We start from the raw sequence: 21091 nt of genomic DNA on the forward strand, positions 1-21091 counted from the left end.
GGCGCGGCTTGTGAAAAAACCCGAACCCGCGAAGACCGAGAGCGGCGAGCAGATTGCCGCGGATTTTCTCAAGGAAAAAGGTTTTTTAATTCTTGAAAGAAACTTCCGGTGCAGAGAGGGGGAAATAGACATTGTTTGCTCTGACGGCGGCACGCTGTGCTTTGTTGAAGTCAAGTCGCGCTCAAACTTCGCGCACGGATTTCCCGAAGAGTTTGTTGACCGGCGAAAGAGAAAAAAAATTACGATTGCCGCGTCCAGATATATCAAAAAACATCGCGTTGAATCTAAACCGATGCGCTTTGACGTTGTCGCGGTGGATCTTTCGAAAGGCGATGTGAGGCTTCTGGAAGGGGCTTTTGAGGCGGATTTTAGTATCTGAAAAAAGTACTTGACGTTTAACCGGAAAGTCTTTACTATATGGATGTAAGTTAGGGAATTTCCTTAACTTCCTCCTCCTCCTGATTTATGAAAAGCCGTGCGATACCCGCGTGGCTTTTCTTTGTTTCTTCCGCCGTCTTATTGCCGCCCGCTCTTGTACCCTGAAATCTTGGAAAGTTGTTCAAGTGTTTTTGCGCCCTTGTGAAAGGAGCCCTTTATTTCCCATGTTGGAAAAGCCCCTATGTTCTTTTCCCTGCACAGGTCCGGCTTGGCGTTTTTCCCTTCGGGGTGGCACTCAACATAGTTCAGTTTTTTCGCGTCCGCGCCGAAAATTTTTTTCTGCATAATGCACGCCGGGCATTTGAACGAGCCATACATAACCGCGCCGGTCTTTTTCAAGTGCTGCGCCAGTCCTTTGCTCATCATAACGTTTTGGACGTTTTGCGAAACGCGCGGCGAATCCTCACTCATCTCCGCCGACACATATCCCGCCACCGCCGCGACAACGGCGATAACAACGCCCGCGCCGATTTTAGCCCCGTCCGCCCCGCGCACGGATAGTATCCATATCACAAGAATTATTACGGCGGACGTCACGCAGAACGGGCAGATTTGCCGTATCACAAAAAACTCCGCCCATGACAGATAAGCCGACACTCCGACCCCCGTGCTTGCCAGCCCGATTATAAGCGCGCGGTTTTTCCTCAAACCCCCGAACGCGCCCGCGACTGACAAAAACGCATATCCGATTGCTCCGGCGAGCGAGGCCGGATAACCGAACATTTTTGAAAACTTGCTGTTGAGAACCTCGTTGCACTGCCACCCGCCCGAGCAGTAAGCACCCGCGCCGTCCGTTGTGTAGTATATCGCGGTAAGGTAAAGACAGATTGCGAGACCTGTGACTGAGAGGGCTGTTATCGCGACAGATGAACCGTTTTTTTTGGTCTCACTCATGGGCGGGATTGATTTTAACAGCAAATCAGGGATTTTTGAGTTTCAGTGCAAACTCTTGTTGCAAAAAAGATGAAATACAAAGGTGCTGTTAAGCTTTGAGAACAAGCATGTATTCGCGCGGCGCGGCGGTTTTTCTCTCGGTGGTTTTCTCCCCGCCTCTTGTTGCCCTGTACGCACTGACTCTTCTCTATGAGCGTTTCGGGTTGCAATGGCCCGCCGTAATGGCGGCTTTTTTCGTTATGGGTCCCGCCCTTTACGTGCTGTTTCTGCTCGGCAGGGGATCGGTTTCGGACTTTCATATGACAAACGGTTCGGAGAGAATCGGCCCCCTCAAACTGACGGTTTTAAGCGTCGCGGTCGGGCTCGGACTTATGATCCACTTCGGCGCCCCGGCCGCCGCCGTTGACTTCACTCTCGCCTGCCTCGTGGCGGTTTTCGCTTTCTACGCCGTAACTCTTTACTACAAAGTCAGCGCCCACTCCGCAACACTGGCGGCTTTTTGCGCGATGCTCACTTTTTTCCACAACTGGGATGCCGGTGTGGCGTCTGCCGCGCTTCTTCCTTTTGTGTCGTGGGCTCGCGTGCGCCTCAACCGGCACACAACAATGCAGACGGTTACCGGCTGCCTGCTGGGTTGGTTCGCGGTATTCGCGCTTCTGAAAATCAAAGGATATTAAGCGGTTTCGCCGAGCGCGCTTTCAAAGATCTTATCAACTATGTCGTCCGAATTATCGCGATATTTCACCGCGCGCGGACTTGGGGAATTGACAAACTTTTCAAGTTTTTTAGCAAGGCGCGAAGCAACCGGTTTTTCAACAATCGCGCCGATTTTTTCAAGCGCGGCGGCGTTGCATTTCTGTTCGTACTGCCCCTTCATCGGAGTTACGAAAAGTTTTTTACCGAGAAAAAGCGCTTCAGACGGGGTTTCAAAACCGCTGTTGCACAGCACTCCCTCGCACGCGCAGATGGAGTCCACAAAGGTGCCGTCTTCCACCGGAAAAATCGAGACATTTCCTTTTTTCTCTTTTCTTGACGTGTGCTTTGAAAACACATGCCATTCCACATCAACATTGCGCAGATGCGGAACAATTTTCTCCGGCGCGAAAGAGGGCAGATAGACCGTGTAGTGTCCTTTGTTCGAACGGTCACGGTCACGAATCTGCTTCCTTATAACAGGCGTTTCTATGAAAGAGTCATATTTCTCAAAGTGGAGTCCGAGCGGAATTGAGACCGGCGCGTACCATTTCAAAACCGCCTCTGACAGACGGTCAACTTTTTCAGGTCTCGGTGTTTTTTCTGACGCAAAGGAGGTCTGGTGCGAAAGCGAAACGCATTTCTTTCCCTTAATAAGACACGCCCACGAGGAAACGGGTTCAAAATCGCTCACGACCACGTCGTATTTTTCAACGGGCAGTTTCGTAACGTTGGAAAACAACTCATGCGGCCGCGCTTTTTTGATTGAGGAAACAATATCAATTCCGCCCTTTTTGCCGAAAACAAAGCCCAGCCCGCGCGGCTTGAATTTTATTTCCGTTCCTATGTCTATTTCACTGTGAGACTCGCTCAGGCAGATGTCAACTTCAGCGCCCCGGAGTTTTAAAAGCGACACAATCTCTCGTGACCGGACGATATGTCCGTTTCCCGTTCCTTGAATGCCGTAAAGAACTTTCACTTCAAACCATAATATTTTCAATTCTCACAAAATCAAAGTAGAATGGCGTAGCGCGCCTTTCGGCGGCGGGGTTCTTAATGGAAATAAAGTGGTCTGACAGAATATCTGAACTGCCGCCCTACCTTTTTGCGGAGATAGACAAAAAGAAGGCGGAATGTATTGCCAAAGGGGTTGATGTGATAGACCTCGGAGTCGGCGACCCGGACATTCCCACGCCCTCTCATATAATCGGCGCGGCGGCAAAAGCTCTCAAAGACCCCGCGAACCACCGATACCCCTCTTACGCCGGAATGGCGGAATTCAGAGCCGCGGCGGCGGGATGGTTTGAAAAAAGGTTCGGTTTGAAACTCAATCCCGACACCGAGGTTCTCGCGCTTATCGGCTCAAAAGAAGGTGTCGCCCACGCACCGATGGCGTTTGTCAATCCCGGTGACCCGGCGCTTATTCCCGACCCCGGCTATCCCGTGTATCCGGTTTCAGTCGCGTTTGCCGGCGGCCGTCCGCATGTGATGCCGCTTTTGAAGGAAAACGGCTTCCTGCCGGATTTTGACGCCATTCCGTCTGAAGTCGCCTCGCGGGCGACCATGATGTTTTTGAACTATCCGAACAACCCGACCACCGCGATAGCGGACGGCGCGTTTTTTGAAAAGGTCGTCCGGTTCGCGCACGATAACAACATAGTCGTCTGCCACGACGCCGCCTACACCGAAATCGCGTTTGACGGCTTTTCGCCTCCCAGTTTTCTCCAGACGCCCGGAGCCAAAGAGGTTGGAATTGAGTTCCATTCTCTCTCCAAAACATTCAGCATGACAGGCTGGAGAATTGCTTTCGCGGCGGGCTCGGAGCGGGCGATTGCCGCGCTCGGCAAGGTGAAAACCAACATAGATTCCGGCGCGTTTCAGGCGGTTCAAATGGCCGGCATTGAGGCGCTCACGGCTGAGGACCCCGGTTTTAAAGACAGAGCGGACACATACCGCCTCAGAAGGGACATTTTCTGCAAGGGGCTCGACAAGGCCGGACTGCCGTATCACAAACCGCTTTCAACCTTTTATGTCTGGTTTGAAACGCCACCCGGCGTTACATCAGAGCAGTTTTCATCTATGCTTCTTGAACAGTGCGGCGTTGTGATAACGCCCGGAAACGGCTTCGGTGAATTCGGGGAAGGCTATGTGCGCGCCTCAATAACATTTGACACGGAAAGAATAAGAGAGGCCGCGGACAGATTGGCGTCTCTGTCTCTCTAGGGCTTCGCTATGCTGTCTGATATTCTTCGCCTGTCGGTTTTTTCCGTTGAGATTTTGTATTTCGCCTCCCTGCTGCTTATTTCCATTGTGGGTTTTCACTGGTATCGCCTTTGCTGGCTTTATATAAAAAACCGCAAACGCTCATCATTGCTTCCCCCTCCGCCGGACGTTTCCCCCCTTCCGTCCGTAACCGTTCAGATACCAGTCTATAACGAGGTCTATGTCATCAAAAGGGTCATAGAGGCGGTTTGCGCCATTGACTATCCCGCTCATCTGTTTGAGATTCAGGTGCTTGACGATTCAACCGATGAGACTTCCGAAATCGCCGGCGAGGTAATTGAGCGCGAAAAACAGCGCGGCGTGAACATAAGTCACATCCGTCGCCGGACGCGGCGCGGGTTCAAAGCCGGCGCGCTCAAAGACGCGTTCGGGTCCGCGCGCGGCGAGTTTATCGCGCTTTTTGACGCTGATTTTGTTCCGCCTCGCGACTTTCTACGGAGCATTCTGGGCTGTTTTTCAGACCCGCGCGTGGGCATAGCGCAGGCGTGCTGGGGGCATACAAATATGGAACAGTCTCTGCTTACGCGTCTGCAATCGGTTTTTCTTGACGGGCATTTCGTCATTGAGCAGGCCGGTCGCTCCGCTTCGGGGCTGTTTCTCAACTTCAACGGAACCGCTTCGGTAATAAGGAGGGAGTGTCTGGTTTCATCGGGCGGCTGGCACGAAGACACGATGGCGGAGGATCTTGACCTCAGTTGCCGCGCTCAATTGAAGGGGTGGAAAATACAGTATTTAAAAGCCCTTGTATGCCCGGCGGAAATTCCGTCCGACATCGCGGCGTTCAAATCACAGCAACGCCGCTGGACGGGCGGGGGAGTGCAGAACGCGAAGAAGTTTTTCGCCGCGCTTATTTCAAACAAGGGGTTTTCCGCCGCTTTCAGGATTGAGGCGGCTTTCCACCTGTTGCGCAGTTTTTTGAGTCCGCTTTTTCATTTCTACCTGTTTTCAGCGGTCGTCATAGCGATTGTGGGAGGCGGTTTTCCGGCGTCCGCCTACAATATTGTGGGCGCGACCGCTTTCGCGGCAAGCGGTGGAATTTTTCTGTTCTACACGCTCGCGGTGTTGGAATCTTCTCCTGAAAGAAAAATCTGGAGATTTGCGGCTGTGCCGTTTGTCATTGTTCTGCTTTCGGGAATATCAATAAGCAACGCACAAGAGGTGTATCGCTGCCTCGCGGGAAGGGGCGGGGGTTTTGTGCGCACTCCGAAAACCGCTTCGGTGGCTCAGACGGGGCATATTTACGGGCAGAAGTTTAATTTTACCGCGTTTTTAGAGTTGGCGGCGGCGGGCGCGCTTCTGTTCTGCGCTTTCGCGGGCGGAGTGAAGGACCCGCTAATGAAGGGAATTCTGACCGCCTTTTCGGGCGCCTTTTTGTATGTCTTTTTCCTTTCGGTAAAAACCCACATTGGAAGGTTTTTTCGCGGGTCTTGACAAAACAAAACCTGAATTTAGTATATGTCCTGATTTTAGGTGAGGTAGCAGTTTCCCGATACGGGAGTCCTTCTGGAGGTTTTTATGTCAGAGTACAGGTTCAGTTCAAGAACGAAGCATTTTGTTCAACCCAGACAGTGGGCGAGCATGAGGGTGGCAAAAGATATTGAGAAAAAGACGGGCAAGACCATAATCCATTTTGAAAAAGGGGATTATCAGGGACCCGATTTTGACACTCCCCAACACATAATTGAGGCGACAACCGAAGCGGTTGAACAGGGCTATGTACGCTATGACCCGGGTCCGGGACTTCCGGAACTCAGAGAGGCAATCGCGGAAAGAACAACCTCTCAGGGTCGCAAAACCGACCCTGAAGAAGTAATCGTAACCGCCGGAGCGAAACATGCGCTCACCGCGTCTCTGAACATCTTTCTTGAAGACGGCGACGAGGTGATATTCCCCAACCCCGGTTATCCGCCTGACGAAGTGTGGGCAAAGTATCTGGGAGCAAAGATAAAACACACGCCGCTTACCGACCCCGACTGGCAGTTTAATGTTAAGGAACTTGAATCCCTTATAACCCCGAAGACGAAGCTTCTCATAATAAACACTCCCCAGCGTCCCAACGGGCATTTGGTTGAAAACCCCGAAGAGATAGCCGAAATGTGCCAGAGGCACCCGGATCTGGTTGTTATATCGGACGAGATTTTCTCTCAAGTAACCTTTGACAAGCCGCACAAAAGCATAAGCGCGGTTGACGGAATGGCGGACAGAACAATCGTCATTGACACATTTTCAAAAACATGGGCGATGACCGGATGGAGAATTGGCTGGGCGGTCGCGCCGAAGCCGATAGTGGAGAAGATGTCAATCTTCCTTCAGGACTCCATAACAAATGTTGCCGCTTTGATACAGCGCGCCGCGTATTCCGCCCTTACGGGACCGCAGGACTGGGTTCACGAAAAGCACGGTCTTCTGCAAAAGAAAAGAGACAGAATGATTGCCGCTCTGAATGAGGTTCCCGGAGTCAAATGCGACACGCCGGACGGGGCGTTTTACGCTTTTGCCGACATAACGGGAACGGGACTTACTTCGCAGGAATACACAGATCGCCTTGTTGAGCGCGCCGGAGTCGCAGTTGTCGCCGGAACCGCTTTCGGAGACAGGGGCGAGGGTTTTATACGCGTAACCTATGCGTGCTCTGATGAGGACATAGACGAGGGAACGCAAAGGATGAAAGACGCCGATTTGAAATAGCGGCGTTTTCTCCATTTTCCCTTCCTTCAACCTTAACTCTCAGTTAACGGATTTTTAACATTTCGCGGGTTTACTCCATAGTAATGCGGGACAATTTCCCGCCAATTTTCTTTGGAGGAAAAACAAGAAATGTTGAGAAAAAGTTTTTATGTGTTTCTCATAGCAGTTTTCGTGTTGCCTTTCTCCGCTTTTCCGGCTTCCGCCGTGGTGGAAGTTGACCGGAACCTTCCCGTTTACAAAAAGACGAAAAAGATGGTTTCCGGGCAGATAAACAGCGTTGGTTCGGACACGATGAACAACCTGATGGCTTTGTGGTGCGAAGGATTTAAAAAACGCTATCCCAGAGTCAAATGCCAGATAGAAGGCAAGGGTTCAAGCACGGCGCCGCCCGCGCTGATTAAAGGAACTTCACAGTTCGGACCCATGTCGCGGAAGATGAAGTCAAAAGAAGTCGACGCTTTTGAAGGGGAGTTCGGATACAAACCGATTGCCATACCGACAGCGGTTGACATGCTCGCGGTTTTCGTGAACAAGCAGAATCCGGTTAAGTGTCTTTCCATAAAACAGATTGACGCCGCCTTTTCACAGACCCGTCGTTGCGGAGCCGAAACAGCCGCTACGAAATGGGAAGACATCGGCGTCAGTGGCTCGTGGGGATCACGCCCGATAACGCTTTACGGAAGAAACTCGGCTTCGGGCACTTACGGATACTTCAAGAAGACAGCGCTTTGCAAAGGCGACTACTCCGACTCAGTCAAGGAGCAGCCCGGTTCCGCGTCCGTTGTTCAGGGCATAAGCAATGACAAATACGCGATAGGCTACAGCGGAATTGGCTACCAGACTTCCGGAGTCAAAGCCATAAAGCTTTCCAAAAAAGGCGGGAAATGCATTGAGCCGTCTCCCGACAAAAAGGGATATCCTCTGGCGAGGCATCTGTATCTTTACATCAACAAGCCGCCCGGCAAAAAACTTGACACTCTGCGCAAAGAGTTCCTCAAGTTTGTTTTGAGCAAACAGGGACAGAGAGTTGTTGTCAAAGACGGATACATTCCTCTGGACGACAAAACAGCTAGGAAACTCAGGAAGAAATATCTCGGAAGCAGATAATTCTCCGACATGGAATCTCGCCCCGTGTGACTTGATTTGAATACAAGAAAACTTTACGACAAAGTCGCCAGTTTCTTCATAGTGTTGGGAGGGGTGGCGATAATTACCGCGATAATCGCGGTTTTCGCTTTTATACTCCTTGAGGTTCTGCCTCTTTTTTCAGACCCGTCATACGGTCCCCAAAAGAAATCCGTTGAGTCCCCGGTGTTTGCCGGGGCTCTCGGTATTGGGCTGGACGAACACCGCCAGACCGCTTACGCGGTTTTCCGCGACCGCGGCATACGGGTCTTTTCCGCGCAGACCGGCGAGGTTCTGAAAACCGTTCCGTCTTCCGCGCCCGCTTTGTCATTCGCGCTCTCATCGGATGCGGGCGAGTTTGTTATCGGCGGCGCGGACGGAAAAGCGCGGATCTTCTCCGTCTCCTCTGAAGACACATATCCGGACGGCGTCCAAAGGCGGGTTGCCGTTACAATTGAACCGGCCGCTGAAATTCCGGTCGCGAGTTCGGGACTTGAAACCGTCTCTTTCGCCGGAGACGGGGAGGGAGGATTTTCAGTCGCCGCGCTTTCGGCGGACGAAGGACTGTTTTTCGCTTCCGTTTCGGGTTTGGAAGAGGAGGAGAGTCTGTTTGCCGATGAAGAGCAACCCGCCTCTCCCGTTGAAGTTTTCGCGAGTGAAATAACGGGCGATGCGCGGGGCGAAACCGTTACCGCGCTTGCCTTTCTTGAAGGGACGGATTTTCTTTACGCGGGTACGGATTCGGGACGAGTTCTGCAGTGGGACGCGTCCGGCGGGGGCGCGCCCGTTTTTCTCGGCTCGGTCCAAACCGGCGGGGGCGCGCCCGTTACGATGATGGGCGTTATTAACGGAGGGCGTTCAGTCGCCATAGGGGATTCCGAAGGCAACATTTCAGTCTGGTTCCGCCCCGTGGGCAAATCCTCCATTGAGCGCGTCCACAGTTTCCCCAAATTTGAGGGCGCGGTTAAAAGGTTTTCAAACTCGCTTAGAAACAGAGGTTTGACGGCGGCGGATTCTCTGGGAAACATAGGCGTTTTTCACGCCACAACGGCAAAGAGGCGTTTGCTGATTGAGGGTTCACCGGTCTCCGCTCTGGTTATGACGCCCAAGGCGGACGGTCTCGCGGCGGTGGAGAACGGCGCGCTCGTGCAGTGGGACATATCCAACAACTTCGGCGAAATCAGTCTCAAATCCATCTTCTCGCGCATGTGGTATGAGGGGTACGACTCGGCGATTCATATGTGGCAGTCAACCGGCGGAACCGATGAGTTTGAACCCAAACTCGGTCTCGCGCCCATAATTTTCGGCACTTTCAAAGGGGCGATATACTCGCTTCTTTTCGCCGTGCCGCTTGCCGTTCTCGCCGCGCTTTGCGTCTCGCAGTTTATGCATCCGTCTTTCGGAAAGGTCATCAAGCCCGTCATTGAAATTATGGCGGGGCTTCCGAGTGTTGTAATCGGATTTTTCGCGGGTCTGTGGCTGTCGCCCGTTCTTGAAAAGATATTTCCCGCGCTTGTTGTGATGCCCTTTGTAATGATAGCGTTCGCGCTGTTTTCGCTCTATCTGTGGAAGAGATTTGGCGCTTCGCTCGCCGGCGGTTTCAGGCACGGCGCGGAATATCTGCTTCTCATTCCCGTTCTTGTCGCCGCGGTCGCGGTTTCGCTGTGGCTCAACTCTCCGGCGGAGGCGTTTTTCTTTCAGGGCGACTACAAGCAGTGGCTCGCCGCGATAGGTCTTGATTTTGACCAGCGCAACGCGCTTGTGGTCGGGTTCGCGATGGGGTTCGCGGTCATACCGATAGTTTTCACAATCGCCGAAGACTCAATGTCCGGCGTGCCGAAGTCGCTTGTCGCCGGGTCCCTCGCGCTGGGAGCAAGCAGATGGCAGACAGCCGTAAGAGTGGTTGTGCCGAGCGCGAGCCCGGGCATTCTTTCCGCCATTGTAATCGGCTTCGGCAGAGCGGTGGGGGAAACAATGATAGTCCTTATGGCAACCGGCAACACCCCTCTGCTTGATTGGAACATCTTTAACGGTTTTCGCGCGATGTCGGCGAACATCGCGGTTGAACTGCCCGAAGCCCCGCACGGCGGCGGGCTTTACCGGCTCATATTTTTCACAAGTCTGCTTCTGTTTCTGTTCACCTTCTGCCTTAACACGGCGGCGGAGATTTTCAGAGGCAAGCTGGGAAGGAAATACGGCTCATCATGAAACAGGGCGCGAAATCCGGAAGGTTCTCTTTCGGCGGCGAGGCGTATTCTTGGCTCACGGGAATCGCGCTTATGATATCGCTTCTGATGATAGCGGGATTGCTGTTTCTGGTCGCCTCAAAAGGGCTCGGATTTTTCTGGCCTTCTCAGGTAGCCAAGGCGACACTGGCGGACGGAAGCGCACTTTTCGGGCAGTTTGCCGGAAGCAAACAGACTGACTCCGGCGACCTCACAAGGTTCAAGGTCGGCAACAGAGACATTTACGGGCTCGCGTTCCGCTGGGTTTCGGATGACGAGATAACCGCCGTTGAGTATCCGGCTTCGGTGTTCGTTATTCAGAGGTGGGAATGGGGAGACATGATAGGCGAAGTGAAGGAGATTCGCGAGAATGGAAAAACGGTTGCCACGGCGGCGGACATGGAAATTCTGAACCGTTTTCTCGCCTCCGCGCGCGATTTGCGCAACAAGGTTGCGCATATAGCGCTTTCGGAAGTTGACGACATAATCCATGAGACTGAAAAAATTGAGAAGCGCGTAAGACGGAAAGGCGAAACCCCGGAGCTAATGGCGCGGCTTTCAAAACTTGTCGGGCAATACCGCGAAAAAGAGGCGGAGCTGGAAACGCTTTACGCCCGTATGGATGAAAACACGGTTGTTATTGTTACGGCGGAGGGGCATGAAAAAGAGGTTTCATTCGGCGGCATAGAGCGGATGTACGCCCCGAACTCAATGGGATTTTTCTCAAAAGCCGGGCTTTACGCCAAAAAATTCTGGACTTTCGTCTCCGCCGAGCCGCGCGAGGCCAACACCGAGGGTGGAGTCGCGCCCGCGATTTTCGGCACCGTGATTATGGTGATTCTTATGAGCGTGATGGTTATGCCGCTGGGCGTTCTCGCCGCGCTCTATTTAAGCGAGTATTCAAAGAAAGGGACTTTTGTAAGAATTGTAAGAATTTGCGTCAACAATCTTGCGGGGGTTCCGTCAATTGTTTTCGGTGTTTTCGGGCTCGGATTTTTTGTTTACGGAATCGGAGGACTCATAGATTCGGTCTTTTTCTCCGAAGCCCTTCCCGCTCCCACCTTCGGCACGGGAGGGGTTTTGTGGGCGTCCCTCACGCTTGCCCTGCTCACCGTTCCGGTCGTTATAGTTTCAACGGAAGAGGGGCTTTCACAGGTTCCCAAAAACATGCGCGAGGGTTCACTTGCGCTCGGGGCGACAAAGTTTGAAACCATCTGGAAGGTGGTTCTGCCCGCCGCCCTGCCGGGCGTTATGACGGGGCTCATACTCGCGGTCGCGCGCGCCGCCGGGGAGGTTGCCCCGCTTATGCTTACCGGTGTTGTCAAACTCGCGCCGGACGCCATAATTGACGGCAGGTTTCCGTTCCTTCACGCTGAAAGAAAGTTTATGCATCTGGGGTTTCACATATACGACGTGGGCTTTCAGTCTCCCAACGTGGAGGCGGTTAAAGACGTTGTTTACGCGACCGCATTTCTGCTTATAATTATTGTGGCGGTCTTAAATCTGGCTGCGATTTTCCTCAGAGGCAGAATTAGGGAGAGAAGATTTGGTTCCGGAATCTGACAAAGGATTGGAGAATATGGAAGAGAAGTTTGAATCGTTGGACAACACGAGCTTTGATTCGGTAATTGCCGAAACTAAAAACCTCTCGCTCAAATACGGCGAGGTTTTTGCTCTCAAAAACATATCAATGCGCGTTCCCCAGAATATGACAACCGCGCTCGTCGGTCCTTCGGGTTGCGGAAAATCAACCTTCCTGCGCTGTTTCAACCGCCTGAATGACCTCATAGACGATGTTTCCATTGAGGGCGAAGTTCTTGTCTCGCGCGAAAACATTTACTCTCCCGCCACTGAAATCAGTGATTTGCGCAGAAGGGTGGGAATGGTTTTTCAGAAATCAAACCCGTTCCCCTCGTCCATCTATGAAAATGTCGCCTACGGGCCGCGCATATCGGGGGTCAAGAAAAAGAGCGACCTTGACGAAATTGTGGAATCAAGTTTGCGGCAGGCGGGGTTGTGGAAGGAGGCGCGCGACCGCCTCACCGAATCCGCTTTCGCGCTTTCGGGCGGTCAACAGCAACGTCTGTGTATAGCCCGCGCGGTGGCTGTGCGACCCGAACTTCTGCTTATGGACGAGCCGTGCAGCGCGCTTGACCCCATCGCCACCGCGAGCATTGAGGAACTTATCCGCAAACTCAAACTCAAATACACGGTGGTCATCGTAACCCACAACATGCAACAGGCGGCGCGCGTTTCCGACTACACTATGTTTATGTATATGGGCAGAATGGTTGAATACGATGAGACGGAAAAGATATTTTTGAACCCCGCCTTGAAACAAACCGAAGATTACGTTTCAGGTAAATTCGGATAATGGAGAACTCATGACAAGTTTACTTGGCAAAGAAATAGAGGATTTGAAAAAAACGCTTCTTGATATGATGGAGGTGGTTGATTCCATGCTTGAAAAAAGCATCGGTCTCATCCGCGACCCATCGGACTCCAAGTCCAGAATTGCGGAAATAAAGAAGATGGACGATGACGTTGATTCCAAAGAGGTGGATTTGGACGGAAAATGCGTCCGCCTGCTCAGTCTTTACGCGCCCGAAGCGGAGATGCTCCGCACCACAATCGCGGTTATGAAAATCAACAACGATGTGGAAAGAATCGGCGACCACGCGGTCAATGTTGCGCGGCTTGTCGGCAAAAGTTCGGACTTTCCGCCGCTTGCGATTCTGAATGAGGCGGCGGAGATGGGGGAAAAAGCGCTTGAGATGTTCAGAATGAGCGTTGACGCGTTCATAAACAAACGCGAAGACCTCACGCTTGAAGTGTCAAAGAAAGACGCCGAGGTTGATATGATGGAAAAGGAAATCGTGGAAGGCACGCTCCGGCACGCGGAGATGGCTCCCGAAGCCACGCCCGCCGCGACCTGCGCGATTGTTATTGCGCGGAATCTGGAAAGGGCGGCGGATTTGTCAACCAACATCGCCGAAGACACTCACTACCTCATAACCGGCAATGTTATAAAACACTCCTGAATTTCTCAGGCGGACGCGTTCAGGTTTTCGCGCCGAAAGAAACCGTAAAAACGCTTCCGCTTCCGGGCTTGCTCTCAACTGTTATCGCTCCGCCGTGAATTTCCACCGCCTCCCGCGCTATGCTCAAACCCAGCCCGTTGCCCGCTTCGGCTATCGCGCTCTTGCCTCTGTAAAACCGCTCAAATATTCTGCCTTCCTCACCGCGCTCAATTCCCCTGCCGCTGTCGCTCACGGAAACACGCGCCCCGCCCGCCCCGCCGCTCACGCTCACGCGAACACGCGAACCCCCCGGCGAGTATTTGACCGCGTTTTCAATCAGGTTCACAAACATATTTTCAATAATCAGCCGGTCGCCGTTTATAACAATGTCCGGCTCTTCCTCAGTTTCTATGGCGATGTTTTTTCTCTCCGCCGCCGCGCTCATCAAATCCACCGCGCTCATCACCGCGTCATTCAGGTTGAACGGCAAAAAACTTTCCCTTCCGCCGCGCCGCTCCTCCAATTCAGACAGGCTTATAATGCGTCCGCACAACTTTGCGAGCCGTCCGGTGTTTCTTTCCAAAATCTGTGCGAATTTCTCCGTCTCACCGTCCGCGCCGCCGGTTATCCGCTCAACCGCGCCCATTATTGAAGTGAGCGGAGTGCGGATTTCGTGGGAAGCGTTGGTGATAAAGTCCCTTTGCGCTTTTTCAAGTTTTTTCATCTCGGTTGAGTCAAACAGAACAAGCGTTACTTCGTCATTCCCTTCGCCGCGCGCCGCGGACGCCACATAAAAATTTTCCGCCGGATAGAGGTTTGCCACCTCGCGCCGCAGGGGCTCGTCGCCGCTTTCAAGCGCATCTTTTATAAGCCCTCTGATTTCAGGGCTGAGGATAACCTCCCAGTAGTTTCTGCCGACCATCTCACCGCTCGCGCCCAGCATTGTTTGAGCGCTTTTGTTTGCGGCGGTAACGCGTCCTTGCGCGGAAACGCACAAAACGCCTTCTCTTATCTGATTGAGAAAGACCGAAAGCCGCGCCCTTTGCTCATCGCCCGCGCGAACTCGTTTTTGAAACTCCCGCGCGGCTGTGTTGAGCGCCTTTGCCATTTCGCTTTCCCCGCCGTGTGAAAGCGGGTCGTAGCGTGCGAACTGTTTTGAAAGAAGCGTCCGGGCAAACTCGGTAACATTGCGCTCAATCGCGTCCCCTCTTCTCCGCGCCGCGATTGCAGCTCCCAGAGCCGCAAGAGCCGTGATGCCGGCGATTACAACCGCTCCGCCGCCGGAGTCTGAATTAATGTAGGAAACCGCGCCCGCAACCGCGCACAGAAAAACTGCGCCTGCGGGAATTCTCAATGTTCAGCCCCGGCCGTATCAAGTTTGTAGCCCACGGCGCGAACGGTTTTTATTTCAACGCCGCTGTCCGTGATTTTTTCCCGCAGATGTTTTATATGAACATCAATTGTGCGGTCATACGCGAGGCGGTCATCCGATTCGCTTTTCTTTTTGACTATCTGATCCCTGCTGAGCACCCTGCCCCGGTTTTTCGCAAGAAACTCCAGAATTCTGAACTGTGTCGCCGTAAGGTCAATGGGTTTGCCCTTCACCGAAGCAACAAAACTTTTTCCGTCTATTTTGAGTTTTTCGATTTCAATGGCTTCGTCATCTTCGCCCGCGCTTTTTCCCCTGCGCAGAACGCTTTTAATTCTCGCGACAACCTCGCGCGTGCTGAACGGTTTTGTTATGTAGTCATCGGCTCCGATTTCAAGCCCCAGCACAACATCAATCTCGGTTGCGCGCGCGGTAACCATAATTACGGGAATGTCCGCCGTTTTTGACGAACTTTTGAGTTGTTTGCACACCTCAATTCCGTCCATTTCGGGCATCATCAAATCAAGAAGCGCCAAATCGGGCTTCACCGAACCCGTGGAAAGCAGAAACTCCCTGCCGTTGCGGAAGGTTTTTGTTTTGAATCCCTCGCTTTTGAGCGCGGAGGATAATATCTCCAGAATATCTTTTTCATCATCGATGATTGCTATTGTTTTGGACATGGCTCTCATCCGGCAAGTCAATATATCCGATTAACGCTTTCTTAATGAGAATTTTGTGCGATGTTAACTTTCCTTTGCCACAATAACCCGCAAACGGGAGGACGTTTATAAAATGAATTTTTCAAAAATTTTCTCCGCGGCGATTTTAGCCTTGTTGTTGTTGGCAATTCCCCGGCATTCATTTGCCGAATCTAAAATTGAGGGCGAAATCGGATACAAAAAAGGTCTGTATTACCAGAGCGCGGACGGAAAGTTCAAAATCAAACAGAACTTCCGCATTCAGTTCCGTGGCGACGTAATGAGCGACAATGTTGCCGGTTCAGATACCACAACCGATTTGATGGTTCGCCGTGTGAAAATGAAACTCGGCGGACACGCTTACGAAAAGTGGATTAAATGGGGCCTTCAACTTGCCGGAAGCGCGGGTCGCAGCGGCAAAGGGGAAGAGATGAAGGTTGAAGACGCCTTTATTGTTATCGCCAAAAATAAGGCGGCGGACCTGAAAATGGGAAGATTCAAGGTTTCGTATGGCCGCGAGGTTCTTAACTCCTCGTCCGCGTTGCAGTTTGTTGACCGCTCTTTTGTAAAAGAGTTCATCATTGACACAAGCAGAGGGGACGGAATTTCAGTCGGCGGAATTATGGGCAACATGATTGCCTACCGCACCGGACTGTTTCAGAGAGACGGCAAAACTTTTGACGGCGGGCGGAATGTTCTCTGGACGGGACGCGTTCAGGCGAACATCTGTTGCGGAGAGTTGAAATACTCAAGCGGAACTTTCACCGCGAGCGGCGATTACAAAATTTCGCCAAACTTCGCGAAGGTTCCGGTTTTCGCGCTAGGATTCGGCGGTTTCTACGACAGTGGCACGGACGCCGCGATTGACCGTATCGGAGCAACGGATTTAGTTGCTGGAACAACGAGCAACGCCACGGGCGGATTCACGCTTGACCTGATTGCGAAAATACAGCGGGCTAATTTTGAAGCCGCTTTCTACTACGGAAGCACAAAAGACGTAACTAACGCGACTTTGGGAGACGACAACACGGTCGGCGGAACGGGCGTTAATACGGACACCGCCGCGTCAACCGGCACTTTGACTCACACGGCGTATCGTATTCAGGGCGGATTTATGATGACCCCGAATTTTGAAATCGCCACGCGCTGGGCATACGCCGATTACGACACCGGCTACTCCAACAACGAATGGCGGTGGACAACGGGTTTGAACTGGTATATCGCCGCCAAGCACCGCACGAAGGTTCAACTTGATTACACATACGGAAATGAAAAGGACGGCATTTCAAGCGGCGCGGACAAGAAGGAAAACATTTTCAGGGGACAGATTCAGATTGATCTTTAAGAGAATTGTGAATTTATAATTCACCGTTCAAAAATTTTCCTTGAATTTTTCACCAAGTTATTATAGTTTTAACGTGAAATTGAATTGAGGTTGGTTTTGGGGAGTCGGTTTTCCCTTGCATGTTTTAAAATTGCTTGACACTTTTTCGGTGTTGACCTATAATGTGCGAGGATTGCGGACTCATAACAGAGCCCGCCAATTCTTTTTCAAAGGAGGTAGGAGACATGAGAAAAGCTAATTGGCTAATAATGTTTCTTTTAGCTGTGACGGTGGCTGTTCCGGCATCCGCTGTTGAGCTTAACCTGGGAGGATTTCCCAGTTATATGTCCACTAAGGCGCGTTATATTGAAAACGCGACTTACAAGAGTGCGTCCGCGACACAGCAGGACGACAATATTTTCTTCGTGGACACAACCCTGCGAGTTACCCCTCAACTTGTTTTGAGTGATACGGTAACCATCAGGGCTCAAGTTGACATTCTTGACAACAACATTTGGGGAGGCCAGACCGATCAATTGCTCGGCGGCGGCTCCACACTTGTAAACTCAGGTATTTCAGCAAGTGACAAGTTCAGAGGCACGATTCTTCACGGAAACACGAGCACGAACTGTCTTACTTTCGGTAATTTCTGTGCGGTTGAGCAAGACGCGGGATTTTTTAATGTCCGCATGCTTCACGCCGACATTGTTCTGCCGAATAATCTCGGATTTGTAAGAATCGGTCGCCAGCCTTTTGACTGGGGACTTGGCATTCTTGCCAACGGCGGATGGGACCCGCACAGCGACGGGGGATTTCTGGTTGACAGATTCCTGTGGCTGAAAGGTTTCTCGCTTGCGCCTGATGTTTCGCTGACGGCGATATTCGTGTCCGACAGAATTACGCAGGGCACGGGTCTTAACACTGGCAGCGGAGACGGCTGGGACGGCGGCGCTGTTGCGTTTGTTCTTAACCACGCCAACATGGGCGGCATCAACGCCACCTTCGGCGCATATGTGTTCCCTTACATTCATCAGGACGCTTTCATCGGCGGGTTTGGTGATCTTGACAGATTCACGCTTTACTCAGGTCTTATTGACCTGAAAGGCGACTCCTGGAAGCTCACCGGTGAGCTTCAGGGCGGATTTGGTGAAATTACGAACATACTTGGTGCGGCTGATTCCAAAATCAAGAACGCTCTTCTGTTTGCCGTTCGCGGTGAATACATGGCTCCGACCATTGAATACCTCAATGTTATCGGTGCTGAGTTCGGATGGGCTGACGGCGACAAGAACGACGGCAGTTGGATTGCCGGAGATGACATTGAGGGCGGAGTTATCGTCTTCAACCCGGCTTACAACCTTGACAACCTGTTGTTCAAGCACGTAATGCCGTCCATCTATCAGGACGCCAACAGCAACATTCTCGCTAGAGCGGACGCAAGCGTTCAGAACGCTTACTACACGCGTGTTTACGCGGACATTCCGGTTTCGCCGAGAGTTTCGTTCAAACCGCAGATTCTGGTTGCCTGGAATCAGGAAACCTCCGGTCTTATAGGGGACGGAGCGGTTGTTGGAAGCGTTGAGAACGCTTTCAGTGACGCAGTTTCCGGAGCCACATACGGCGAGGATGATTCATCTGGAGAGGGCGCCACTGGCAGGAAAACAGTTACGGCAACCCAGCCCAATAGCGATGCAAACTCCTACCTCGGAACCGAGGTTGAAGGAACGGTTACGGTTGAAATCTATCCGGGTGTCAACCTTGACATTATCGGCAGTCTTATGGTTGCCGGTGAAGGTTTGACCGACCTTCTTGAAGCGCAGGCTTTTGCGCGGGACAACGCCGTTGCCGGCACTGCAGAACTTGCAGATGCTGACGGTGTTGCAGGCGCGATTAACACGGGTCAGAAAGCCGAGGACATCCTCTGGGGCGTTCAGACTCGCTTGGTTGTTTACATAGACGAGTTCTTCAAGAGCTAAGAACTGAAATAAATAAACTTTCCTTCAACTGACAAAGTAGAGGGAAAAACAGATTAAGGCGGCGTTCTTACAAAGAGTGCCGCCTTTTTTTGTAGCTTGACGGCGCGGGGAAAGAGAGGTTTGGAGCCGTGAATTTTGAGAGCGCGCGAAAGCCGGAAAACGATTTCTTGAAAAGTTGGCGTTTCTTTAGTAGAATAGACGGAAAGTTGGTGGCTTTCCGACTATCTAAACTTGTATTGTTAGAACGGGTTCTGGAGGATTTATAATGCTTAAGTTGTTTTCAAGATGGATGATTTTTGCTTCAATGGCTGTTTTTACCGCCTCTGCGGTATCGCACGCCGTGGAGATAGAATTGGATTCCTATCCGAGTTATTTCAGAACAAGAGCAAAACTCTTGAACAAAGCCACATATCTTGACCCCTCTTATCTGGCGGGCGGCACAAAAGACAGAATCTTTTTTGTTGACAGCACTCTTCGCGTAACCCCGAGACTGCAACTTGGCGATAACGCCGCGCTTGTTGTTCAGGTTGACGTTGCGGACAACGTAATCTGGGGTGGCTTGACGGACCAACTGCTCGGCGGCGGCTCCACACTTGTAAATTCAGGCATTTCCGGCTCCGACAGATACAGAGGCAACCTGCTTACGCCCGTGTATGACCGGGTCGCCTATCTTGACAGCATCGGAGGGAGCGGAGGGTTCGCTTCTGCGGACGAAAGAGCGGCATCAGACAACGGAACCCCGACTTTACTGCGGGACACCGCCGTTGAACAGGATGCCGGCTGGCTTAATCTGCGTTTCGCCTATCTTGAAATAGACCTTCCTTACAACTACGGCTATGTGCGGGTTGGGCGCCAGCCGTGGAACTGGGGACTTGGAATTGTCGCAAACTCCGGAACGGACCCGTCTTCGGACGGCGGGAAGATGTTTGACCGGATTTTGTTTGCGAAAACAGCGGAACTCAATTCCGGTTCAACTGTAACGGGAATGCTTTTTGCCGACTTGTGGGCGGGCGGAACGGAACTCGAAGCCCACGGAGCCGCTTATGACGGAATCGGCGGCGCGGTGGTTTACAACAGGCCCGCGGCGGACTCAAGCAGCGCGGACATTACGCTCGGTTCCTACATCTACCCCTGGATAAAACAAGACAACTTCGGGGGAGGCGGAAACTACCTGCTCGGCGGAGAAGGCAATCTTGACCGACTTACCATCTATTCATTCACAACGGACATAAGACGCGGAGATTTCCGCTTTGCCACGGAACTGCACGGGGCGTTCGGTCACATGACGGACATTAACTCTTTCAGAAACTGTGCTGACAGCAGTTGTAACCGCGTAACAATTTTTAACAGGAATGACAACGTTGACATTGACCACCATGTTGCGTGGGTCGCGAGGTTGGAGTTTATGCCTCGGAACAAGATTCAGACTTTAGGCGGTGAATTCGGCTGGGTTGACGGCGACAGGGCGAGCGAATACTGGAATGACGGCTCAATTGAGGGCGGAATTCTCGCGTTCAGCGGTGCTTACAAGGCGGACCATTTTCTTCTTGAACACGTTATTCCGAACATATACCAGAGTGTGAATAACAAGGTTTTCTCTCATCAGGGGGGCGGAATTCAGAACACACGCTACGCGCGCGCGTACATTGATTTCAAACTCGCCGATCGGCTGATTTTGAAAAACCAGTGGCTTACCGCGTGGACAAACCAGACGCAAGACCTTTTTGTTGACGGCGAAGACATAAGCGGATATATCGGCACGGAACTTGAAACCACTTTGAGTTTCCGTCTGGCGAAGGGTGTTTTTCTTGACCTTACCGGAAGCGTGGTCTTCGCGGGAGACGGTTTGAAACATATGTTCACGGGGCAGGGATTTAATGAAATAGTCCGCCGCAGTGATGACGACCCCGTGTATAGGATTCAGTCCAAGTTCCAGGCGTCGAGCCTGCCTACTGACGGCAATCCGAATGAGGGTGAAAGACTTGTAGATGTTTATTTTGTTGACAGGGACGGCAACCCAACCGCTGGAAACCTTGTTTTTGAGGATTTACTGGATAGCAATGGAAACGTTATTGGTTCCGGAAACGGCAACGTGGACAGAGTCAACAGCGAAGGCCTTTCCGCCCAGATTAACATAAATGTTGCCAGATATTTGAACGACGATGGTGTTACGGTAAACCCGGTCATATTGAATGGCTATGTCACCGCCGAGGAGCAACTGGCGCTTCAACAGCAGGCAATTTCCGCTCTGTATGACGCCTATAAGGATCAATACAATCACGAAAACGACCGGCTTTGGTCTGTTCAGACCGTTTTGACGGTTCATCTTGATTCGCTTTCCTCTAATTAAGAGGGTGT

The 21091-nt window shown here is 52.0% G+C and carries 17 protein-coding genes; 13 read left to right on the top strand and 4 right to left on the bottom strand.

The window, feature by feature from the left end; genetic code table 11:
• Positions 1-10: 10 nt before the first annotated feature.
• Positions 11-379, top strand: a complete 369-nt coding sequence (locus GKS04_01060; GenBank protein QMU56664.1) for a YraN family protein — start codon at positions 11-13, stop codon at positions 377-379.
• 137 nt (positions 380-516) lie between these two features.
• Here GKS04_01060 and GKS04_01065 read toward each other — a convergent pair whose 3' ends face one another.
• Entirely contained in the window at positions 517-1332 is an 816-nt protein-coding gene (locus GKS04_01065; GenBank protein ID QMU55782.1) for a hypothetical protein, read from the bottom strand.
• 95 nt (positions 1333-1427) lie between these two features.
• Here GKS04_01065 and GKS04_01070 point away from each other — a divergent pair, with 95 nt between their 5' ends.
• Positions 1428-2009, top strand: coding sequence for a hypothetical protein (locus tag GKS04_01070; protein ID QMU55783.1), 582 nt, complete (start codon positions 1428-1430; stop codon positions 2007-2009).
• On the opposite strand, the gene GKS04_01075 is transcribed toward GKS04_01070, so the two are convergent.
• A complete protein-coding gene (locus GKS04_01075) occupies positions 2006-3025 on the bottom strand; it encodes a glycosyl transferase (protein ID QMU55784.1) in 1020 nt (339 codons plus the stop codon). The two genes, GKS04_01070 and GKS04_01075, sit on opposite strands and share 4 nt — an antisense overlap.
• 56 nt (positions 3026-3081) lie before the next feature.
• Between GKS04_01075 and GKS04_01080 the strand changes: the two genes are divergently transcribed.
• The 8 genes from GKS04_01080 (at position 3082) to phoU (ending at position 13387) form a co-directional block, all read left to right on the top strand.
• Complete coding sequence (locus tag GKS04_01080; GenBank protein QMU55785.1) at positions 3082-4248, top strand: aminotransferase class I/II-fold pyridoxal phosphate-dependent enzyme; 1167 nt, start codon at positions 3082-3084, stop codon at positions 4246-4248.
• 9 nt (positions 4249-4257) lie between these two features.
• Entirely contained in the window at positions 4258-5739 is a 1482-nt protein-coding gene (locus GKS04_01085; protein ID QMU55786.1) for a glycosyltransferase, read from the top strand.
• An 84-nt stretch (positions 5740-5823) separates the two neighbouring features.
• Entirely contained in the window at positions 5824-6996 is a 1173-nt protein-coding gene (locus tag GKS04_01090; GenBank protein ID QMU55787.1) for an aminotransferase class I/II-fold pyridoxal phosphate-dependent enzyme, read from the top strand.
• A 129-nt stretch (positions 6997-7125) separates the two neighbouring features.
• Complete coding sequence (pstS, locus tag GKS04_01095; GenBank protein ID QMU55788.1) at positions 7126-8103, top strand: phosphate ABC transporter substrate-binding protein PstS family protein; 978 nt, start codon at positions 7126-7128, stop codon at positions 8101-8103.
• Between the two features lie 36 nt (positions 8104-8139).
• The gene (locus tag GKS04_01100) at positions 8140-10329 is read left to right on the top strand and encodes an ABC transporter permease subunit (GenBank protein QMU55789.1); all 2190 of its coding nucleotides are present in this window, start codon (positions 8140-8142) and stop codon (positions 10327-10329) included.
• A complete protein-coding gene (gene pstA / locus GKS04_01105; protein ID QMU55790.1) occupies positions 10326-11909 on the top strand; it encodes a phosphate ABC transporter permease PstA in 1584 nt (527 codons plus the stop codon). The genes GKS04_01100 and pstA overlap by 4 nt, the downstream gene beginning before the upstream one ends.
• 16 nt (positions 11910-11925) lie before the next feature.
• Positions 11926-12720 carry a phosphate ABC transporter ATP-binding protein gene (gene pstB, locus GKS04_01110; GenBank protein QMU56665.1) on the top strand — a complete coding sequence of 265 codons (795 nt, stop codon included), beginning with the start codon at positions 11926-11928 and terminating at the stop codon, positions 12718-12720.
• 10 nt (positions 12721-12730) lie between these two features.
• Positions 12731-13387, top strand: a complete 657-nt coding sequence (gene phoU / locus GKS04_01115; GenBank protein ID QMU55791.1) for a phosphate signaling complex protein PhoU — start codon at positions 12731-12733, stop codon at positions 13385-13387.
• Between the two features lie 19 nt (positions 13388-13406).
• Here the strand turns inward: phoU and GKS04_01120 are convergent, their stop codons facing one another.
• Together GKS04_01120 and GKS04_01125 are read right to left on the bottom strand one after the other, a co-directional pair.
• Positions 13407-14720 carry a PAS domain-containing protein gene (locus GKS04_01120; protein ID QMU55792.1) on the bottom strand — a complete coding sequence of 438 codons (1314 nt, stop codon included), beginning with the start codon at positions 14718-14720 and terminating at the stop codon, positions 13407-13409.
• Positions 14717-15415 (bottom strand): response regulator, encoded by a 699-nt coding sequence (locus tag GKS04_01125; protein QMU55793.1) that lies wholly within the window; start codon positions 15413-15415, stop codon positions 14717-14719. The genes GKS04_01120 and GKS04_01125 overlap by 4 nt, the downstream gene beginning before the upstream one ends.
• A gap of 112 nt (positions 15416-15527) precedes the next feature.
• Here GKS04_01125 and GKS04_01130 point away from each other — a divergent pair, with 112 nt between their 5' ends.
• From GKS04_01130 to GKS04_01140, 3 genes are all read left to right on the top strand, one after another.
• The gene (locus GKS04_01130) at positions 15528-16778 is read left to right on the top strand and encodes a hypothetical protein (protein QMU55794.1); all 1251 of its coding nucleotides are present in this window, start codon (positions 15528-15530) and stop codon (positions 16776-16778) included.
• Between the two features lie 323 nt (positions 16779-17101).
• Positions 17102-18733 carry a hypothetical protein gene (locus tag GKS04_01135; protein ID QMU55795.1) on the top strand — a complete coding sequence of 544 codons (1632 nt, stop codon included), beginning with the start codon at positions 17102-17104 and terminating at the stop codon, positions 18731-18733.
• Positions 18734-18998: 265 nt separating this feature from the next.
• Complete coding sequence (locus tag GKS04_01140) at positions 18999-21083, top strand: hypothetical protein (protein ID QMU55796.1); 2085 nt, start codon at positions 18999-19001, stop codon at positions 21081-21083.
• The last annotated feature ends 8 nt before the right edge of the window (positions 21084-21091 follow it).

The organism is Candidatus Mycalebacterium zealandia, assembly GCA_014075295.1.
GTDB lineage: Bacteria > Desulfobacterota_D > UBA1144 > Nemesobacterales > Mycalebacteriaceae > Mycalebacterium > Mycalebacterium zealandia.

Coding starts and splice junctions, on each gene's coding strand:
- GKS04_01065 (QMU55782.1), bottom strand. CDS start 1,332: ATGAGTGAGACCAAAAAAAACGGTTCATCTGTCGCGATAACAGCCCTC.
- GKS04_01080 (QMU55785.1), top strand. CDS start 3,082: ATGGAAATAAAGTGGTCTGACAGAATATCTGAACTGCCGCCCTACCTT.
- GKS04_01085 (QMU55786.1), top strand. CDS start 4,258: ATGCTGTCTGATATTCTTCGCCTGTCGGTTTTTTCCGTTGAGATTTTG.
- GKS04_01090 (QMU55787.1), top strand. CDS start 5,824: ATGTCAGAGTACAGGTTCAGTTCAAGAACGAAGCATTTTGTTCAACCC.
- pstS (QMU55788.1), top strand. CDS start 7,126: ATGTTGAGAAAAAGTTTTTATGTGTTTCTCATAGCAGTTTTCGTGTTG.
- pstA (QMU55790.1), top strand. CDS start 10,326: ATGAAACAGGGCGCGAAATCCGGAAGGTTCTCTTTCGGCGGCGAGGCG.
- pstB (QMU56665.1), top strand. CDS start 11,926: ATGGAAGAGAAGTTTGAATCGTTGGACAACACGAGCTTTGATTCGGTA.
- phoU (QMU55791.1), top strand. CDS start 12,731: ATGACAAGTTTACTTGGCAAAGAAATAGAGGATTTGAAAAAAACGCTT.
- GKS04_01125 (QMU55793.1), bottom strand. CDS start 15,415: ATGTCCAAAACAATAGCAATCATCGATGATGAAAAAGATATTCTGGAG.
- GKS04_01130 (QMU55794.1), top strand. CDS start 15,528: ATGAATTTTTCAAAAATTTTCTCCGCGGCGATTTTAGCCTTGTTGTTG.
- GKS04_01135 (QMU55795.1), top strand. CDS start 17,102: ATGTCCACTAAGGCGCGTTATATTGAAAACGCGACTTACAAGAGTGCG.
- GKS04_01140 (QMU55796.1), top strand. CDS start 18,999: ATGCTTAAGTTGTTTTCAAGATGGATGATTTTTGCTTCAATGGCTGTT.